Genomic DNA, 16,174 nt, shown 5'->3' with positions numbered 1-16,174 from the left:
AGGCCACCTTCCCCGGATTGCGCCAAGGCTAATCCGGGCTACAGGAATATGACGGCACTCCGCCGGGCGAATGAATTCGCCCCTGCACGATAGCCACGTGCCCCACACGAACAACTTCCTCACCCCTCTGGGGAGAGGGCCGGGGTGAGGGGGCGGAGTCAAGCCAGACGGCTACACCAAATCATCCACAGAAGCCTCCTACCAATCCTCAGCGCCCCCTCACGGCGCCTCATACCCCCGCGCCATCTCCGCCAGGTAGAACCAGGTCGGCGCGTCCAATTCCAGGTCCTTGCCTGCCAGGGCCTCTTCGATACGCGGCCAGCGCAGGCTGCCGAGGATCGGCAGCGGGCGTCCGGGCAAGCGGCGCAACCAGGCCAGGGCCACCTGGCTGGGGGTGGCGCCAAGCGCTTCACCGACCCGCGCCAGCGCCTCTTGCAAGGTCACCGGAAAAGCCCCGCCCGCCAGCGGCGACCAGGCCAGCACCTGCAACCCATCCGCCCGCATCGCCTGCAGATGCCCGTCCCAGGCCGCCTCCTGCGCGGTCAGGGACAGCTCGATCTGGTTGCAACGCAGCGGCAGTTCGCGGGCCAGCGCCTGCCAGTGCAGAGGGTCGAAATTGGAGACCCCGAGCCAACCCACCTTGCCGCTCTCCACCAGACCGGCGAGCGCCCCCACCACCTCCTCCGTCCGCATCAGCGGGTCGGGCCGGTGCAGCAGGAAGCCATCCAGCCTCTCGACGCCCAGGCGCGCGAGCGAGGCCTCCACCGCCCGGACCAGATAATCCGCCGCGCTGTTGTAATGCTTCACCTGCCAGCGCGAGATGTCCTGCGGGCGCAGCACGATGTCCGCCTTGCCAATCAGTTGCAGCCGCTGGCGCAGCGCCGGGTTCAGCCGCAGGGCCTCGCCGAAGCGCGCCTCGCATTGGCCCAGGCCATAGATGTCGGCATGGTCGAAGGCATTCAGCCCATGTTCCACACAACGCTCGATGAAGCCGAGCAGGTCTTGCGCCGCTGCCAGCTCGGGGTAGTCGGTCAGGCGCATCATGCCGAGCAGTAACGGTGCTTCGATCACAGGGGAATCAGGCATGTGCCGCCTCCGTCAGGGATTCCAGCAGGTGCTTGCCTTCCGGCCAGTCGCCCAATCCGCTGTCGCCATTGATGTGTCCCGCCGGGCCGATATCGACCCAGCGGCTACCCCAGGCGTCGGCACAGCCGCGGGAGAAATCGAGTGAGCCGTAGGGGTCGTCGTGGCTCGCCACCACCAGGCTGGGGAACGGTAGCGGCATCAAAGGGACTGGTGCGAAGCCGCTGGCATCCGAGGGAAACGCCGGGCCGCCGGGGTCCGGCACCGCCACCAGCAGCGCCGCGCGCACCGACTGGCGGGTCTGCACCGCCCAGTGCGCGACTAGCAGGCATGCCAGGCTGTGGGCCACCAGCACGCAACCGTCACCGGCCTCGGCGACCGCCTCCTCCAGCGCCGCGACCCACTCCGCACACACCGGATGCTCCCAGTCACGCTGCTCGACCCGTTGGAAAGCTGGGCCCGCAGCTTGCCAGAGGCTTTGCCAGTGCCCGGGACCGGAGTTGCCATAACCCGGAAGGATCAACACCTTGTCGCCCATCGCTGCCTGCCTTTTCGTGGAACGGGAAGCGATGTTCTACCAGAGGCAGGGGAAGGTCGGAACCGTGGGGATGCGATGTGAGGGAAATCGTTCGCCAGCAAGCTGGCTCCTACGGTTTGAGGTGGCTTAAAGCAGCATCCATGCCGTCGCCTCTCCAGAGGGCGAGGAGGCCACTCGTGCAAAACCGCTGCTCCTGCAGGGGCGGACTCATTCGCCCGGAAAGGCCCTCACTTCAGCCCCGCCACCCCGGCAACGATCAACACCACCGACACCGCCTTGGCCAGCGTTAACGCCTCGCCCATCAGCAGTACCGCCAGGGTCACCGTGCCGAGCGAGCCCAGCGCCGTCCAGATCGGGTAGGCCACGCTCACCGGCAACTCGCGCAGGGACAGGGTGAGGAAGTAAATCCCGGCAATCGCCGCCACGACCACCAACAGGCTGGGCCACGGCCGGGTGAAGCCTTGAGCGGACTTCATGCTCAAGGCGAAGACGATTTCGAACAGGGCGGCGACCAGCAGGAACACCCAGGCCATGGACGATCTCCTCAGAAGACCTGGGCTAACTGCGCCAGGGCCTGCTCGGCAGCCCGGTACGAATCGGCGAAGGCCAGACCACCGAACTCGTCGTTCTCCACCGCAATCACCGTGACATCGGTAATACCCATGAAGCCGAGCACAACGCGCAGGTAGTCATCGGCATGATTCAGATGGGCGTTCGGCCCACCCGGTCCGTAACCGCGGTCGCCACGGGTGGTGACAATCAGTGCCTTCTTGCCCAGCACCCTCGGCTTGTACTGGCTGGCCGGATCGTCCGGCGTGAAATCGAACGTGCGGCCGATGCGGATCACCTGATCGACCCAAGCCTTGAGCCCGCTGGGAATGCCGAAGTTGTACATGGGCGTGGCGATCACCAGGCGGTCGGCGGCGAACAGTTCGTCCACCAGCTCGTCGCTCAACGCCAGGGCCGCCTGCAAATGCGCGGGGCGGTTGGCCGGCTCCGGGTGGAAGGCCGCCGCGATCCAATCCTCGCTGACATGCGGCAGGTTGCCCTGGCCGACTTCACGACGGACCACCTCGACATCCCCCTGCTCCGCCACGCTGGCCTGGAGAAACGCCTCCGCCAGTCGCCGGGAATGGGAACGCTCATTGCGCGGACTTGCCTGTAACGCCAGAATTCTTTTCATCGCTTGCTCCTTTGCTCGGAATGTTGCCGGATGGCTCTAAACACAGCCCCACGCTATCCACGCTGCCCTAAAGGAACAATTGAGGATTAGTTCACCAGGATGAATTCATTTCAGCCGAGTTATCGATCATGTTCGCCAACCTGCCCCTGACCGCCTTGCGCACGTTCGAATCCGCCGCCCGCCAGTCGAGCTTCAAGGCCGCCGCCGAGGAACTGGCCGTCACGCCCACGGCGGTCTCCCACCAGATCAAGGCGCTGGAGAGCTGGCTGGGCATTCCGCTGTTCGAACGCCTGCCGCGTTGCGTGCGCCTGACCAGTTGCGGCGAGCGGTTGTTCCACAGCCTGCATGGGGCGCTGCTGGAGGTGTCGCAGACCGTCGATGCGCTGCGCCCGCAACCCAGCACCGGCAGCCTGACGGTGTCGACCACGCCGACCTTTGCCGCGCTCTGGCTGATCCCCCGCCTCGGCCGCTTCTATGCCGCCCATCCGGGCATCAACCTGCGTCTGGACACCAGCACCGCCCTGCTCGATCTGCACCAGGACGCCAGCGTCGATCTGGTGGTGCGCTATGGCCTCACCGACTACCCCTCGCTGCACAGCCAATGCCTGCTGGACGAGTGTTTCGCCGTCTACGGCGCGCCCGGCGTGGTGGCCGGGCTGGCCGAGCGCACACCGCCCCTCATCACTGTGCGCTGGCGCAACTCGCAGCTCTACGACCTGAGCTGGAAAGCCTGGTGCGCCGCCGCTGGAGAACCCTGGCTGGAACAGCGGGCCGTCGAGCGCGAATACGACGAGGAGTACTACGCGCTGCAGGCGGCCATTGGTGGCCAGGGCGTGGTGCTGGCGAGTTCCATCCTGGTTTCGGAGAGCCTCGCTGCTGGCCTGCTGGTGCCCTACCGCCCGGACGTCACCGTCCCCGGCGCGCGCTACACCGCTCTCTGCGTCCCCGGCCGCGAACGCCACCCACCGGTGAAGGCGTTCCTCGATTGGTTGAGGCAGGAAGTGGGGGCAAAGGGGGCGCCGTAGTACAGGTTGGAATTACGAGGATCGGCGATAACCCCGCGGGCGAATGAATTCGCCCCTACACGATGGACGCGAGCCCACTCGAACCGCCGCCTCGCCCCTCTGGGGAGAGGCGGCGGAGTCGAGCCGGACGACTGCCCAGAACCACCACCCAACCCGTAGGAGCCAGCTTGCTGGCGAACCGATCAACTCGGTGTTCAACCCAAGCCTCCCCGGATTGCGCCGAGGCTTATCCGGGCTACCGGGAGCGGCGGTGGTGCGCCGGGCCAATGAATTCGCCCCTACGCCTCCTGCTCGCGGCTGAGCTTGAGGTACAGCCCCAACCCACCGAGCAGGCCGACAGCAGCAAGGAGCATCCACACCGCGCTGACGATCTGTTGCGAGCCCTCGCCCAGCAGGGTCTTGAACATCAGCAGCAGCGCCTCGATGGAGACGGCGATGACAATGGCCGACATGAAGCGGGTGATGGTTCGCCGGGTCGAGTCGTGGTGGTGGATGTCCTTATTGAGCAGCACCTCCTCTTCGATGATCGTCTTGCCCAGGTCGAAGATAGCCATGCCCAGAGTGATCAGAATCACCGTGCCGAAGGCATGGGTGGCGATGCTGCCGGACTGGCTCACCGCCTTGACCAGCGCCTCGATGGAGGCATACAGCAACAACACCGACACCACCACCAGCAGCGCACCGATCACGCCGTAGACCAACTGGAAAAACGGATGCACCTTCGAACGCATCTCGTCGCCGTTCAGGTAGGCGATCAGGCGTTGCAGGTTGATGTTGATGACCAGGTAGCCGAGGTCCACGCCCTGCTCGTCGACGAAATGATGCACCGCCGAAATCGCCAGTTGCTGGGTGGCGCAGGAGAGGTAGGGATCGGTGACCACGATCCGGTTCGGGCAGTCCCGCGAGACCTGCACGTAGGGCCGGTGGCTGCGATCCGCGCCGCGCCCGAAGGAGCGGCGCTTGCGTTCGCTGACGTTGGGTCCGTAGGCCGAATCCATGCGCTGCACGGCGTTGCCGTCCAGGCTGTAGATCAGTTCGACGAACGGGTAGGCCTCGCTGAGCCGTTGCACCGCCTCGAGTTGCGCCGGGTAGTCGTCGAGTAGCCGGGGGCTGCTGATGCTGGTCATCATCGACTCGATCAACCCGTGGATGACCTGGCGGTGTTGTTGGTACTGCGCCACCAGGCGCAGGTGGTTCTGCCCTTTCATTGCACGCTCTCGCTGAGGTCGATATCGACCCGACGGCATCGGGCCCCTGTTGGGGTAGAAGCCGCCGCGAGCGCACAGAGTCACGACCCTGCGGATTTATTTGCGCCGGGTGGACGGCAGGCGATCGTTCCGCCGGCCGTCCGGGCGCTCAGGCAGCGGTGCCGGCATCGGCCGTCAGCCCCACCGACTCCACCGCGCCCACTGCACATTGTTCGTCGATGTCCGAGGTGTCGCCGCTGATGCCCACGGCGCCGATCACCTCGCCGCCGCTGGCACGCACCAGCACACCGCCGGGCGCTGGAACGAGGTTGCCATCCGCCAGGTTGTTCACCGCGCCGATGAACGCCGGGCGCTGCTGGGCATCGTTGGCGATCAGCCGCGAGCCCTTGCCCAGGGCGACGGCGCCCCAGGCCTTGCCGATGGCGATCTGCGGGCGCAGCAGGCTGGAGCCGTCCTCGCGCTGCAGGGCGATCAGGTGCCCGCCGGCATCCAGCACGGCGACGGTCAGCGGCGCGGTACGCCGTTCCCGGCCTATCGCCAGGGCGCGGTTGGCGATGGTCAGGGCAGTTTCCAAAGTCAGGGTTTGCATGGTGGCGGTCCTCATCGTGATAAGCCGGTGAACGCACCCGATGGCGAATGGGTGCCTGTCCGAAAAACGTCTTCCACTATCCCACCGAACACATAAAAATCAACAAAAACACACAAAAATTATAGTTTTTGTATACAAAAATAAAGTCATCGATCTATAAAGTGGTTAAAACGCACGTTTCAACAGGCTTTAGCCAGTGCACAACAAATCCAAGAAAAGCGATTGACCTTACAGTCAAGCCATGAATAGAATCGGCTCACATCAGTTTTGTATACAATTTCAGAACAAAAGAGGCACAACAAAATGGCCAGAATGAGAGCAATCGAGGCAGCCGTCCTGGTGATGCGTCGCGAAGGCATCGATACCGCGTTCGGTATTCCCGGCGCCGCCATCAACCCGCTGTATGCCGCGCTGAAGAAAGTCGGCGGCATCGACCATGTCCTGGCCCGCCACGTCGAAGGCGCCTCGCACATGGCCGAGGGCTACACCCGCACCAAGGCCGGCAACATCGGCGTGTGCATCGGCACCTCCGGTCCGGCCGGCACCGACATGGTCACCGGCCTGTACTCGGCCTCCGCCGACTCCATCCCGATCCTCTGCATCACCGGCCAGGCGCCGCGCGCCCGTCTGCACAAGGAAGACTTCCAGGCCGTGGATATCACCAGCATCGTCAAGCCGGTGACCAAGTGGGCCACCACCGTACTGGAGCCGGGCCAGGTACCCTATGCCTTCCAGAAGGCCTTCTACGAGATGCGCAGCGGCCGTCCCGGCCCGGTGCTGATCGACTTGCCGTTCGACGTGCAAATGGCCGAGATCGAGTTCGACATCGACGCCTACGAGCCGCTGCCGCTGGTCAAGCCGGCCGCCACCCGCGCCCAGGCCGAGAAAGCCCTGGCCATGCTGAATGCGGCCGAACGCCCGTTGATCGTCGCCGGCGGCGGCATCATCAACGCCGACGCCTCGGACAAGCTGGTGGCGTTCGCCGAAATCACCGGCGTGCCGGTCATCCCGACCCTGATGGGCTGGGGCAGCATCCCCGACGACCACCGCCTGATGGCCGGCATGGTCGGCCTGCAGACCTCGCACCGCTACGGCAACGCCACCCTGCTGGAATCCGATCTGGTGTTCGGCATCGGCAACCGTTGGGCGAACCGCCACACCGGTACCGTCGAGGTCTACACCCAGGGCCGCCGGTTCATCCACGTGGACATCGAACCGACCCAGATCGGCCGCGTGTTCAATCCGGACCTGGGCATCGTCTCCGACGCCGGCGCCGCGCTGGACGCCTTCATCGCCGTGGCCCGCGAATGGCAGGCCGCCGGCAAGCTGAAGGACCGCAGCGCCTGGGTCGAAGCCTGCCGCGAACGCAAGCGCACCCTGCAGCGCAAGACCCACTTCGACAACGTGCCGGTGAAGCCGCAGCGCGTGTACGAGGAAATGAACGAGGCGTTCGGCAAGGACACCTGCTACGTCAGCACCATCGGCCTGTCGCAGATTGCCGGCGCGCAGTTCCTCCACGTCTACAAGCCGCGCCACTGGATCAACTGCGGCCAGGCCGGTCCGCTCGGCTGGACCGTCCCGGCGGCCCTCGGCGTGGTCAAGGCCGACCCGCAGCGCAAGGTGGTGGCGCTGTCCGGCGACTACGACTTCCAGTTCATGATCGAAGAACTGGCGGTGGGCGCGCAGTTCCACCTGCCGTACATCCACGTGCTGGTGAACAACTCCTACCTCGGCCTGATCCGCCAGGCCCAGCGCGGCTTCGAGATGGATTACTGCGTGCAGCTGTCCTTCGAAAACATCAACGCGCCGGAGATCAACGGCTACGGCGTCGACCACGTCGCCGTGGTGGAAGGCCTCGGCTGCAAGGCGATCCGCGTGCTCGACCCGAACGAGCTGCAGAACGCCTTCGCCCAGGCCAAGCGCCTGATGGAAGAACACCGCGTGCCGGTGGTGGTCGAGGTCATCCTGGAGCGGGTCACCAACATCTCCATGGGCACCGAGATCAACGCGGTCAACGAGTTCGAGGAACTGGCCCAGCGCGGCGCGGATGCGCCGACGGCGATCTCGCTGCTGGATTGAGAAAAGCCAAAGCCCCTCTCCCCCGGCCCCTCGCCCTTAAACGGGAGAGGGGAGCGAAAAGCAGGCACATCGCCTGCCGCCACATCGAACCAGTCCCCTCTCCCATTCATGGGAAAGGGTCAGGGAGAGGGAGCGACGCCGCGTTCCCACACCAATGACAGAGGTAAATGCCATGCCCCGTTTTGCCGCCAACCTGTCCATGCTGTTCACCGAAGTGGACTTCCTGGACCGTTTCGCCGCCGCTGCCGACGCCGGTTTCGGCGGTGTGGAATACCTGTTCCCCTACGATTACCCGGCCGAAGAACTCAAGGCCCGCCTGGACGCCAATCGCCTGGAGCAGGTGCTGTTCAACCTGCCAGCCGGCGACTGGGCCAAGGGCGAGCGCGGCATCGCCTGCCACCCGGACCGCGTGGAGGAGTTCCGCGCCGGCGTGGACACGGCCATCGCCTATGCCAAGGTGCTGGGCAACAGGCAGATCAACTGCCTGGCCGGCATCCGTCCGCAGGGCTACGACTGCGCAATCATCGAGAAAACCTTCGTCGACAACCTGAAATACGCCGCCGAAAAGCTCGAGGCCGCCGGCATCCACCTGGTCATGGAAGCCATCAATACCCGCGACATTCCCGGCTTCTACCTGAACAACACCCGGCAGGCGCTGGACATCCGCGAGAAGGTCGGCAGCGTCAACCTGTACCTGCAATACGACATCTACCACATGCAGATCATGGAAGGTGACCTGGCCCGGACCCTGGCCGACCAGCTCGTCGCGATCAACCACGTGCAGCTCGCCGACAACCCCGGCCGCCACGAACCGGGCACCGGCGAGATCAACTACCACTTCCTCTTCGAACACCTGGACCGCATCGGCTACCAGGGCTGGGTCGGCTGTGAATACAAGCCGGCAACCACCACCGCTGCCGGCCTCGGCTGGATGAAGGCGCATAACGCAATCTGAGGAGACTCATCTCATGGCAAAAATCGGATTCATCGGCACCGGCATCATGGGCAAACCCATGGCGCAGAACCTGCAGAAGGCCGGCCACACCCTGTTCTTCTCCGAGCACTTCGACAAGGCCGCGGCCGAGCTGGTCGGCGACAACGGCATCGCCCTGGCCAATCCGAAGGAAGTGGCCCAGGAAGCCGAGTTCATCATCGTCATGGTGCCGGACACCCCGCAGGTCGAGGACGTGCTGTTCCGCGCCGACGGCGTGGCCGCGGGCGTCGGCGCCGGCAAGGTGGTGATCGACATGAGTTCCATCTCCCCGAGCGCCACCAAGGCCTTCGCCGAGAAGATCAAGGCCACCGGCGCCGCCTACCTGGACGCCCCGGTGTCTGGCGGTGAAGTGGGCGCCAAGGCGGCGACCCTGTCGATCATGGTCGGCGGCTGCCCGAACGCCTTCGAGCGCGCCCTGCCGCTGTTCCAGGCGATGGGCAAGAACATCACCCGCGTCGGCGGCAACGGCGACGGCCAGACCGCCAAGGTGGCCAACCAGATCATCGTCGCCCTGAACATCCAGGCGGTGGCCGAAGCCCTGCTGTTCGCCGCACGCAACGGCGCCGACCCGGCCAAGGTTCGCGAAGCGCTGATGGGCGGCTTCGCCGGCTCGAAGATTCTCGAAGTGCATGGCGAGCGCATGATCAAGGGCACCTTCGACCCGGGCTTCCGCATCAGCCTGCACCAGAAGGACCTCAACCTGGCCCTCTCCGGCGCCCGCGAACTCGGCCTGAACCTGCCCAACACTGCCATCGCCCAGCAAGTGTTCAGCACCTGCGCGGCCCTCGGCGGCAGCAACTGGGACCACTCGGCGCTGATCAAGGGGTTGGAGCACATGGCCAACTTCTCGATTCGGGAGGAGTGAGGAGAAAGTGAGGGATGGAGAGTGAGGGGTAAGAGCACTCTCGTCCCACACAGAGTTGATCACCAGGGATACTCCGGCGTCCGTGATCGTGACGCGGAGCGTCACCGGCTGCATTCCCACGCAGGGCGTGGGAACGATCAGCGAAAGCCGAGGGCTAGGGTGAGGGGGCGGTGCATTGCCCCCTCGCGGAGTCTTTACATCCAACAATCACCAGGGACGCTCCGGCGTCCATGGTCGTGACGCGGAGCGTCACCGGCTGCATTCCCACGCGGAGCGTGGGAACGATCAAATGAGGAAGGGAGGCGTGAGGAGTCAGGGGTGAGGAGGCAAGAGCGTACCCAAACCCAGGCCCCTCTCGGAGTCAGCCCCTCCCCCACCTATTCGACCTCCCGGCAGGCGGTGACACGGCCCGTCTGCCGGGTGGGTCGATCCTACCGGCTTCAATCCTCAGCGCTCGCCTCGGGAGCGCTGAGGATTGCATCCGGTCCCAAAGAGGACCGTAGTATGGGTCAGAAGAGCGGGGCACAGACCCGAGGTGAGCACCGGCCCCTCACCCCTCCCGCTCTTCCCCCTCACCAATAAGGAGCCCTCCGATGACCACCGCCCCGCAAGCCCTTCTGCGCGATCTCTTCGCCAGTGCCATCGATGCCGCCCATCCGCGTCAGGTCCTGGCCGACCATCTGCCGGCGGACCGCAGCGGACGGGCCATCGTCATCGGCGCCGGCAAGGCCGCGGCGGCCATGGCCGAGGCCATCGAGAAGGCTTGGCAAGGCGAGATTTCCGGGCTAGTGGTGACCCGCTACGAACACGGCGCCGACTGCCGGAAGATCGAAGTGGTGGAAGCCGCCCACCCGGTGCCGGACGACGCCGGCGAGCGCGTCGCCCGTCGCGTGCTGGAGATGGTCAGCGGCCTGTCGGAAAGCGACCGGGTGATCTTCCTGCTCTCCGGCGGCGGCTCTTCCCTGCTCGCCCTGCCGGCCGAAGGCATCAGCCTCCAGGACAAGCAGGCGATCAACAAGGCCCTGCTGCGCTCCGGCGCCACCATCGGCGAGATGAACTGCGTGCGCAAGCACCTCTCGGCGATCAAGGGCGGGCGCCTGGCCAAAGCCTGCTGGCCGGCCAGCGTCTACACCTACGCCATCTCCGACGTGCCCGGCGACGAGGCCACGGTGATCGCTTCCGGCCCCACCGTGGCCGACCCCACCACATCCGCCGAGGCGCTGGCGATCCTCGCCCGCTACGGCATCGACATCCCCGCCCACGTGCGCGCCTGGCTGCAGGACCCGCGCTCGGAGACGGTCAAGCCCGGCGACCCAGTGCTGTCGCGCAGCCACTTCCAGCTCATCGCCCGCCCGCAGCAGTCCCTCGACGCCGCCGCCGAACGCGCCCGCGCCGCCGGCTACACGCCGCTGATCCTCGGCGACCTGGAAGGCGAATCCCGCGAGGTGGCCAAGGTGCATGCCGGCATCGCCCGGCAGATCGTCCAGTACGGCCAGCCGATCCAGCCGCCCTGCGTGATCCTTTCCGGCGGCGAGACCACCGTCACCGTGCGCGGCAACGGCCGTGGCGGGCGCAACGCGGAGTTCCTCCTCAGCCTCACCGAGAGCCTCAAGGGCCTGCCCGGCGTCTACGCCCTGGCTGGCGATACCGACGGCATCGACGGCTCGGAAGACAACGCCGGCGCGCTGATGACCCCGGACAGCTACGCCCGCGCCGCACAGCTCGGCCTCAACGCCCGCGACGAACTGGAAAACAACGACGGCTACGGCTACTTCGCCGCCCTGGACAGCCTGATCGTCACCGGCCCGACCCGCACCAACGTCAACGATTTCCGCGCGATCCTGATCGAGAAACCTGCCAAATGACACCCGATAAGAAAGTAAAGATCCTCGCCACGCTGGGGCCCGCCATCCACGGCATCGACGACATCCGTCAACTGGTGGAGGCCGGGGTCAACCTGTTCCGCCTCAACTTCAGCCACGGCGAACACGCCGACCACGCCCAGCGCTACCAGTGGGTACGCGAAGTGGAGCGCCAGCTCGGCCACCCCATCGGCATCCTCATGGACCTGCAGGGCCCGAAGCTGCGCGTCGGCCGCTTCGCCGAAGGCAAGATACAGTTGATACGCGGCCAAAGCCTCCGCCTCGACCTCGACGGCACGCCGGGCGATAGCCGGCGGGTCAACCTGCCGCACCCGGAAATCATCGCCGCCCTGCAACCGGGCATGAGCCTGCTGCTGGACGACGGCCGCCTGCGTCTGCGGGTCGTCGCCAAACACGCCGACGCCATCGACACCGAAGTGGTGGTGGGTGGCGAGCTATCCGACCGCAAGGGCGTCAACGTGCCGGAAGCGGTGCTCGACCTCAGCCCGCTCACCGAGAAGGACCGCCGCGACCTCGCCTTCGGCCTGGAGCTGGGCGTGGACTGGGTGGCGCTGTCGTTCGTCCAGCGTGCACAGGACATCCTCGAAGCCCGCGAACTGATCGGCGAGCGCGCCTTCATCATGGCCAAGATCGAGAAGCCCTCAGCGGTGCAGCAAATCGAGGACATCGCCCGCCTGGCCGACGCCATCATGGTCGCGCGCGGCGACCTGGGCGTGGAAGTGCCGGCGGAGAACGTGCCGCGTATCCAGAAGCAGATCGTGCGCACCTGCCGCCAGCTCGGCCGCCCGGTGGTGGTCGCGACCCAGATGCTGGAGTCCATGCGCTTCTCCCCGGCACCGACCCGCGCCGAAGTCACCGATGTGGCCAACGCCGTGGCGGAAGGCGCCGACGCGGTGATGCTCTCCGCCGAGACCGCCTCCGGCGACTACCCGCTGGAAGCCGTGAGCATGATGAGCAAGATCATCCGCCAAGTGGAAAGCGGCCCGGACTTCCAGGCCCAGCTCGACGCCAACCGCCCGCAGGCCGAAGCCACGGTATCGGACGCCATCAGCTGCGCCATTCGCCGGATCAGCGGCATCCTGCCGGTGGCGGTGCTGGTCAACTACACCGAGTCCGGCAGCTCCAGCCTGCGCGCCTCGCGCGAACGCCCGAGCGCACCGATCCTCAGCCTGACCCCCTACCTGCGCACCGCCCGCCGCCTGACCGTGGCCTGGGGCGTGTACTCGGTGGTCAACCCGCGGCTGAACGAAATGGACGAGGTCTGCCGCAACGCCCTGGAACTGGCCAAGTCCGAGCACATGGCGCAACCGGGCGACACCGTGGTCATCACCGCCGGCGTCCCCTTCGGCCAGCCGGGGACCACCAACAACCTGCGGATCGAGCGGGTGGTTCAGGGGTAGGGTGAGGGGTGAGCGGAAAATCTGTGGGAGCGAATTCATTTGCGATAACTGTCACGCCGGTATTCGCGAATGAATTCGCTCCCACACGGAAACGCCAATCCGGGTACCCGTAGGGACGAACTCATTCGCCCAATGCCCAACCGGACGAATACACCCCCCATTCCACCCACCTCGCCCACACCACCGATGCCGCCGCTCACGTCCCCCCTCACCCACCTCCCCCCACTCTCCAAGCCCCTGCTCAACGGCTTCGCACAGATCTTCCTCCAGGCCCATCCCGGCTGCGGCCTGCTCTGCGTGCTGGCCATCGCCCTATGGGCGCCGGACCTGCTCGGCGGCGCCTTGCTCGGGGGATTGGCGGGGACCCTGGTGGCCTGGCGGCGCGGTTATGACCGGGACGACATCGACGCCGGCCTGTACGGTTACAACGGCATCCTGCTCGGCCTGCTGACCAGCCTGAGCTTCGCCTGGAGCCCCTTACTGCCGCTGCTGATCGTCTGCGCCGCCGGGCTGTCGAGCCTCGCGGTACATTACCTGCTGCGCGCCATGCGAGAACGGCAGTGGCTGCCGGCCTTCACCTTGCCCTTCGTCCTGCTCGGCTGGCTGCTGCTCGCACTGGCCGGGCCGTTGGAACTGGCGCCGCGCGAAACGCTTCCGGCCGCGCCGCTCCCCCTCGACTGGCCGAACGGCCTCGGAGCCCTGGCGCGGGGCCTGGGCCAAGTGGTGTTCCTCGATCACCCGCTGGCCGGCCTCTGCCTGTTCGCCAGCCTGCTGATTGCCGACCGCCGCGCCGCCCTCTGGGCCGTGCTGGGTTCGACGTTCGGCTTGGCGCTAGCCCTGCTCCAGGGCTGGCAGGCGCAAAACGCCCTGCTCGGCCTGCACGGCTACAACGCCGCTCTGGCCGCCATCGCCCTCGGCCAGACCCACCGCGCGTCCTGGGCACCGGCCATCGGCCTGTTGCTCGCCCTGCTCCTGCAACCCGGCTTCGCCGCCCTCGGCCTGCCGGCGCTGACCATGCCGTTCATTCTCGCCTGCTGGCTGGTGTACGCCGGGCAGCGCGTGTTCAGGCAAGGCGCCGCCACCTGGCACCCCGGCCGGCGCTGAACCGCTGCCCGCCCGCCTCCGGCTCTGCTAAGGTTCGGCCAACGCAAGGAGCCACCGATGCAGCCGCAGACACTTCGCGAACGCCTCTACGTCATCATCTTCCAGACCGATACCCCCGCCGGCCGCCGCTTCGACACCTGGCTGCTGGGCATCATCTTCACCAGCCTGGTGGTGGTGATGTTCGACAGCGTGGAGCGCCACCACCGGAACTACGGCGACCTGTTCATGGCGCTGGAGTGGTGCTTCACCGCGCTGTTCGCCGTCGAATACGCCTTGCGCGTCTATGCCAGCCCACGCCCCTGGCGCTACATCTTCAGCTTCTACGGGCTGATCGACCTGCTCGCCGTGCTGCCGGCGTTCATCGCCTTGCTGTTCCCCGAGGCGCAGTACCTGATGATCGTGCGGGTGATCCGCATGCTGCGCATCTTCCGGGTGCTCAAGCTCACGCCCTACCTGAGCCAGGCCAACTTCCTGATTACCGCCCTGCGCGGCAGCCGGCAGAAGATCACCGTGTTCCTGCTCAGCGTGACCACCCTGGTGATCGTCTTCGGCACCGTCATGTACGTGGTCGAAGGCCCGGCGAACGGCTTCACCAGCATTCCGAAGAGCATCTACTGGGCGGTGGTGACCCTGACCACCGTCGGCTTCGGCGACATCACCCCGAAAACCGCCTTCGGCCAAGCCATGGCGACCCTGGTGATGATCACCGGCTACTCCATCATCGCCGTGCCCACCGGCATCTTCACCGCCGAGCTGGCCAATGCCATGCGCAGCGAATCCCTGGACCACTCCTGCCCGCGCTGCCACAAGGCGCACCACGAAATTCACGCGGCGTTCTGCAGTCGCTGCGGCAACCCGCTGTACCCGGAGCAACGCGATGAGCAGGCTTGATCCGGCGCGCTGGGGCACCCTCTGGCAACGCCTCGGCGGCAGCGCCCCGGCCGGCAGCTTCGCCGAACTGGAGGCGGCCTACGGCGAACCGCAGCGCCACTACCATAGCGACGAACACATCGCCGCCTGCCTGGGCCATTTCGACACTTGGAGGCACCTGGCCGGGTACCCCGACCAAGTGGAACTGGCGCTCTGGACCCACGACCTGATCTACGACACCCGCCGCCAGGACAACGAAGCCGCCAGCGCCGAACGTACCGCCGCCTGGCTCCGCGATGTCGGCCTCGACCAACACGTCGAGCCGCTGCGCCAGTTGATCCTCGCCACCCGTCATCAGGACATCCCCGAAGACAACGATGCCGCGCTGGTGGTGGACATCGACCTCAGCATCCTCGCCACCCCGCCCGCCACCTACGCCGACTACGAACGCGCCATCCGCGCCGAATACGCCTGGGTCCCGGAACCGCTGTTCAAGGCCGGACGCGGCAAGATACTCCGCCACCTGCTGGACCTTCCCCGCCTCTACCAGCACGCGCCGCTGGCGGAGCGCTGGGAGCAGCGGGCACGGGAGAATCTGGCCGAGGCGCTGGAGCGGTTGGAAGGGTGAAAACGCGCCGCAGCCGCTACCGTGGCGCCAGGACAGCCGCTACCTCAGCCAGCGCCGCCACCTCCCCTGTCCGGCCACGTCTCCTTCGGCCCTGAACCAAGGAAGGTGAGAGGGGTTAAGGCTTCGTCCATGGTGAGGCTCCTACTGTGATTGAAAACCACCACCCGAGCCGTCAAACAAGGGTGGCAGAACGCGCAGGGTTGACGGACCGGCAGTAGGCACCGGCAGACCCGAAGGTCTCCCCACGCGATCTGCCATAAAACGTTACCAACCAAAAGCAGCAGGTGCGCCGCAGCCTGCAAAGGCTCAAAGAGCCTTCGCATGCGCAAAGAGGCGCGATCGCGTCTACTGGCGGGCCGTCAAACCCGGCCACGGGATTGACCGTGGCCGGCGCAGGATAGGTCGGCGAAAGACGAAGGACAAGCGCGGTCTGGCTTGGCATCGTCAGCGTTCACGAACGGATCACGCTTTCGCCGCAGTCCGCGTCATGGTGCGTCGTACGATCCTTCGACACCCTCCCACAACGAACCCGGATTGCGCTGCGCTTATCCGGGCTACAAGCCTTCTTCCAGTGGGAGCGAATTCATTCGCGAAAAAAAGAAGCAACGCCTCGCGAATGAATTCCCCCCCACACCACACCCAAGCCCGGACGCGGGCCTTTTTTGTAGGAGCGAGCTTGCTCGCGAAGGGGTACACACAAAAGCTTCGCCAGCAAGCTGGCTCCT

At 66.2% G+C, this 16,174-nt stretch carries 15 protein-coding genes; 9 read left to right on the top strand and 6 right to left on the bottom strand.

Annotation, left to right across the window (positions count from 1 at the left end; all coding sequences use genetic code 11):
• Positions 1–219: 219 nt before the first annotated feature.
• The 4 genes from BZL41_RS12535 to BZL41_RS12520 all read right to left on the bottom strand — a co-directional run bounded on the left by BZL41_RS12535 (position 220) and on the right by BZL41_RS12520 (position 2,804).
• Positions 220–1,086, bottom strand: a complete 867-nt coding sequence (locus tag BZL41_RS12535; protein WP_095599608.1) for an aldo/keto reductase family oxidoreductase — start codon at positions 1,084–1,086, stop codon at positions 220–222.
• Positions 1,079–1,621, bottom strand: coding sequence for an alpha/beta hydrolase (locus BZL41_RS12530; RefSeq protein WP_095599607.1), 543 nt, complete (start codon positions 1,619–1,621; stop codon positions 1,079–1,081). The genes BZL41_RS12535 and BZL41_RS12530 overlap by 8 nt, the downstream gene beginning before the upstream one ends.
• A gap of 227 nt (positions 1,622–1,848) precedes the next feature.
• Positions 1,849–2,154, bottom strand: coding sequence for a multidrug efflux SMR transporter (locus tag BZL41_RS12525; RefSeq protein WP_084336471.1), 306 nt, complete (start codon positions 2,152–2,154; stop codon positions 1,849–1,851).
• An 11-nt stretch (positions 2,155–2,165) separates the two neighbouring features.
• Positions 2,166–2,804 carry an FMN-dependent NADH-azoreductase gene (locus BZL41_RS12520; RefSeq protein WP_095599606.1) on the bottom strand — a complete coding sequence of 213 codons (639 nt, stop codon included), beginning with the start codon at positions 2,802–2,804 and terminating at the stop codon, positions 2,166–2,168.
• A gap of 128 nt (positions 2,805–2,932) precedes the next feature.
• On the opposite strand from BZL41_RS12520, the gene BZL41_RS12515 reads away from it, so the two are divergent.
• Positions 2,933–3,829, top strand: a complete 897-nt coding sequence (locus tag BZL41_RS12515) for a LysR substrate-binding domain-containing protein (protein ID WP_095599605.1) — start codon at positions 2,933–2,935, stop codon at positions 3,827–3,829.
• Between the two features lie 278 nt (positions 3,830–4,107).
• Here the strand turns inward: BZL41_RS12515 and BZL41_RS12510 are convergent, their stop codons facing one another.
• On the bottom strand, positions 4,108–5,037 hold the full coding sequence (locus tag BZL41_RS12510; RefSeq protein WP_095599604.1) for a hypothetical protein: 930 nt from the start codon (positions 5,035–5,037) through the stop codon (positions 4,108–4,110).
• A gap of 148 nt (positions 5,038–5,185) precedes the next feature.
• Positions 5,186–5,626, bottom strand: coding sequence for a heme-binding protein (locus BZL41_RS12505; protein WP_095599603.1), 441 nt, complete (start codon positions 5,624–5,626; stop codon positions 5,186–5,188).
• Positions 5,627–5,929: 303 nt separating this feature from the next.
• On the opposite strand from BZL41_RS12505, the gene gcl reads away from it, so the two are divergent.
• From gcl to BZL41_RS12465, 8 genes are all read left to right on the top strand, one after another.
• On the top strand, positions 5,930–7,705 hold the full coding sequence (gene gcl, locus BZL41_RS12500) for a glyoxylate carboligase (protein WP_095599602.1): 1,776 nt from the start codon (positions 5,930–5,932) through the stop codon (positions 7,703–7,705).
• A 172-nt stretch (positions 7,706–7,877) separates the two neighbouring features.
• The gene (hyi, locus tag BZL41_RS12495) at positions 7,878–8,660 is read left to right on the top strand and encodes a hydroxypyruvate isomerase (RefSeq protein ID WP_095599601.1); all 783 of its coding nucleotides are present in this window, start codon (positions 7,878–7,880) and stop codon (positions 8,658–8,660) included.
• Positions 8,661–8,673: 13 nt separating this feature from the next.
• On the top strand, positions 8,674–9,564 hold the full coding sequence (locus tag BZL41_RS12490; RefSeq protein WP_095599600.1) for a 2-hydroxy-3-oxopropionate reductase: 891 nt from the start codon (positions 8,674–8,676) through the stop codon (positions 9,562–9,564).
• A 593-nt stretch (positions 9,565–10,157) separates the two neighbouring features.
• Positions 10,158–11,429, top strand: coding sequence for a glycerate kinase (locus BZL41_RS12485; RefSeq protein ID WP_095599599.1), 1,272 nt, complete (start codon positions 10,158–10,160; stop codon positions 11,427–11,429).
• A complete protein-coding gene (gene pyk / locus BZL41_RS12480; RefSeq protein ID WP_095599598.1) occupies positions 11,426–12,847 on the top strand; it encodes a pyruvate kinase in 1,422 nt (473 codons plus the stop codon). The genes BZL41_RS12485 and pyk overlap by 4 nt, the downstream gene beginning before the upstream one ends.
• A gap of 186 nt (positions 12,848–13,033) precedes the next feature.
• Entirely contained in the window at positions 13,034–13,951 is a 918-nt protein-coding gene (locus BZL41_RS12475; RefSeq protein ID WP_095599597.1) for an urea transporter, read from the top strand.
• Between the two features lie 57 nt (positions 13,952–14,008).
• Positions 14,009–14,842 (top strand): ion transporter, encoded by an 834-nt coding sequence (locus BZL41_RS12470; protein ID WP_095599596.1) that lies wholly within the window; start codon positions 14,009–14,011, stop codon positions 14,840–14,842.
• Positions 14,829–15,449 carry a hypothetical protein gene (locus tag BZL41_RS12465; RefSeq protein WP_095599595.1) on the top strand — a complete coding sequence of 207 codons (621 nt, stop codon included), beginning with the start codon at positions 14,829–14,831 and terminating at the stop codon, positions 15,447–15,449. The genes BZL41_RS12470 and BZL41_RS12465 overlap by 14 nt, the downstream gene beginning before the upstream one ends.
• The last annotated feature ends 725 nt before the right edge of the window (positions 15,450–16,174 follow it).

The organism is Pseudomonas sp. PIC25 (genome assembly GCF_002286785.1).
Classification (GTDB): Bacteria; Pseudomonadota; Gammaproteobacteria; order Pseudomonadales; family Pseudomonadaceae; genus Pseudomonas_M.
This window is presented reverse-complemented; position numbering and strand designations above follow the sequence as displayed.

What these genes read in the sequence shown, in the direction of transcription:
- pyk (WP_095599598.1), top strand. Translation starts at nt 11,426, where the DNA reads ATGACACCCGATAAGAAAGTAAAGATCCTCGCCACGCTGGGGCCCGCC.
- BZL41_RS12505 (WP_095599603.1), bottom strand. Translation starts at nt 5,626, where the DNA reads ATGCAAACCCTGACTTTGGAAACTGCCCTGACCATCGCCAACCGCGCC.
- hyi (WP_095599601.1), top strand. Translation starts at nt 7,878, where the DNA reads ATGCCCCGTTTTGCCGCCAACCTGTCCATGCTGTTCACCGAAGTGGAC.
- BZL41_RS12515 (WP_095599605.1), top strand. Translation starts at nt 2,933, where the DNA reads ATGTTCGCCAACCTGCCCCTGACCGCCTTGCGCACGTTCGAATCCGCC.
- BZL41_RS12510 (WP_095599604.1), bottom strand. Translation starts at nt 5,037, where the DNA reads ATGAAAGGGCAGAACCACCTGCGCCTGGTGGCGCAGTACCAACAACAC.
- BZL41_RS12470 (WP_095599596.1), top strand. Translation starts at nt 14,009, where the DNA reads ATGCAGCCGCAGACACTTCGCGAACGCCTCTACGTCATCATCTTCCAG.
- BZL41_RS12490 (WP_095599600.1), top strand. Translation starts at nt 8,674, where the DNA reads ATGGCAAAAATCGGATTCATCGGCACCGGCATCATGGGCAAACCCATG.
- BZL41_RS12530 (WP_095599607.1), bottom strand. Translation starts at nt 1,621, where the DNA reads ATGGGCGACAAGGTGTTGATCCTTCCGGGTTATGGCAACTCCGGTCCC.
- BZL41_RS12525 (WP_084336471.1), bottom strand. Translation starts at nt 2,154, where the DNA reads ATGGCCTGGGTGTTCCTGCTGGTCGCCGCCCTGTTCGAAATCGTCTTC.
- BZL41_RS12535 (WP_095599608.1), bottom strand. Translation starts at nt 1,086, where the DNA reads ATGCCTGATTCCCCTGTGATCGAAGCACCGTTACTGCTCGGCATGATG.
- BZL41_RS12465 (WP_095599595.1), top strand. Translation starts at nt 14,829, where the DNA reads ATGAGCAGGCTTGATCCGGCGCGCTGGGGCACCCTCTGGCAACGCCTC.
- BZL41_RS12485 (WP_095599599.1), top strand. Translation starts at nt 10,158, where the DNA reads ATGACCACCGCCCCGCAAGCCCTTCTGCGCGATCTCTTCGCCAGTGCC.
- BZL41_RS12475 (WP_095599597.1), top strand. Translation starts at nt 13,034, where the DNA reads ATGCCGCCGCTCACGTCCCCCCTCACCCACCTCCCCCCACTCTCCAAG.
- gcl (WP_095599602.1), top strand. Translation starts at nt 5,930, where the DNA reads ATGGCCAGAATGAGAGCAATCGAGGCAGCCGTCCTGGTGATGCGTCGC.
- BZL41_RS12520 (WP_095599606.1), bottom strand. Translation starts at nt 2,804, where the DNA reads ATGAAAAGAATTCTGGCGTTACAGGCAAGTCCGCGCAATGAGCGTTCC.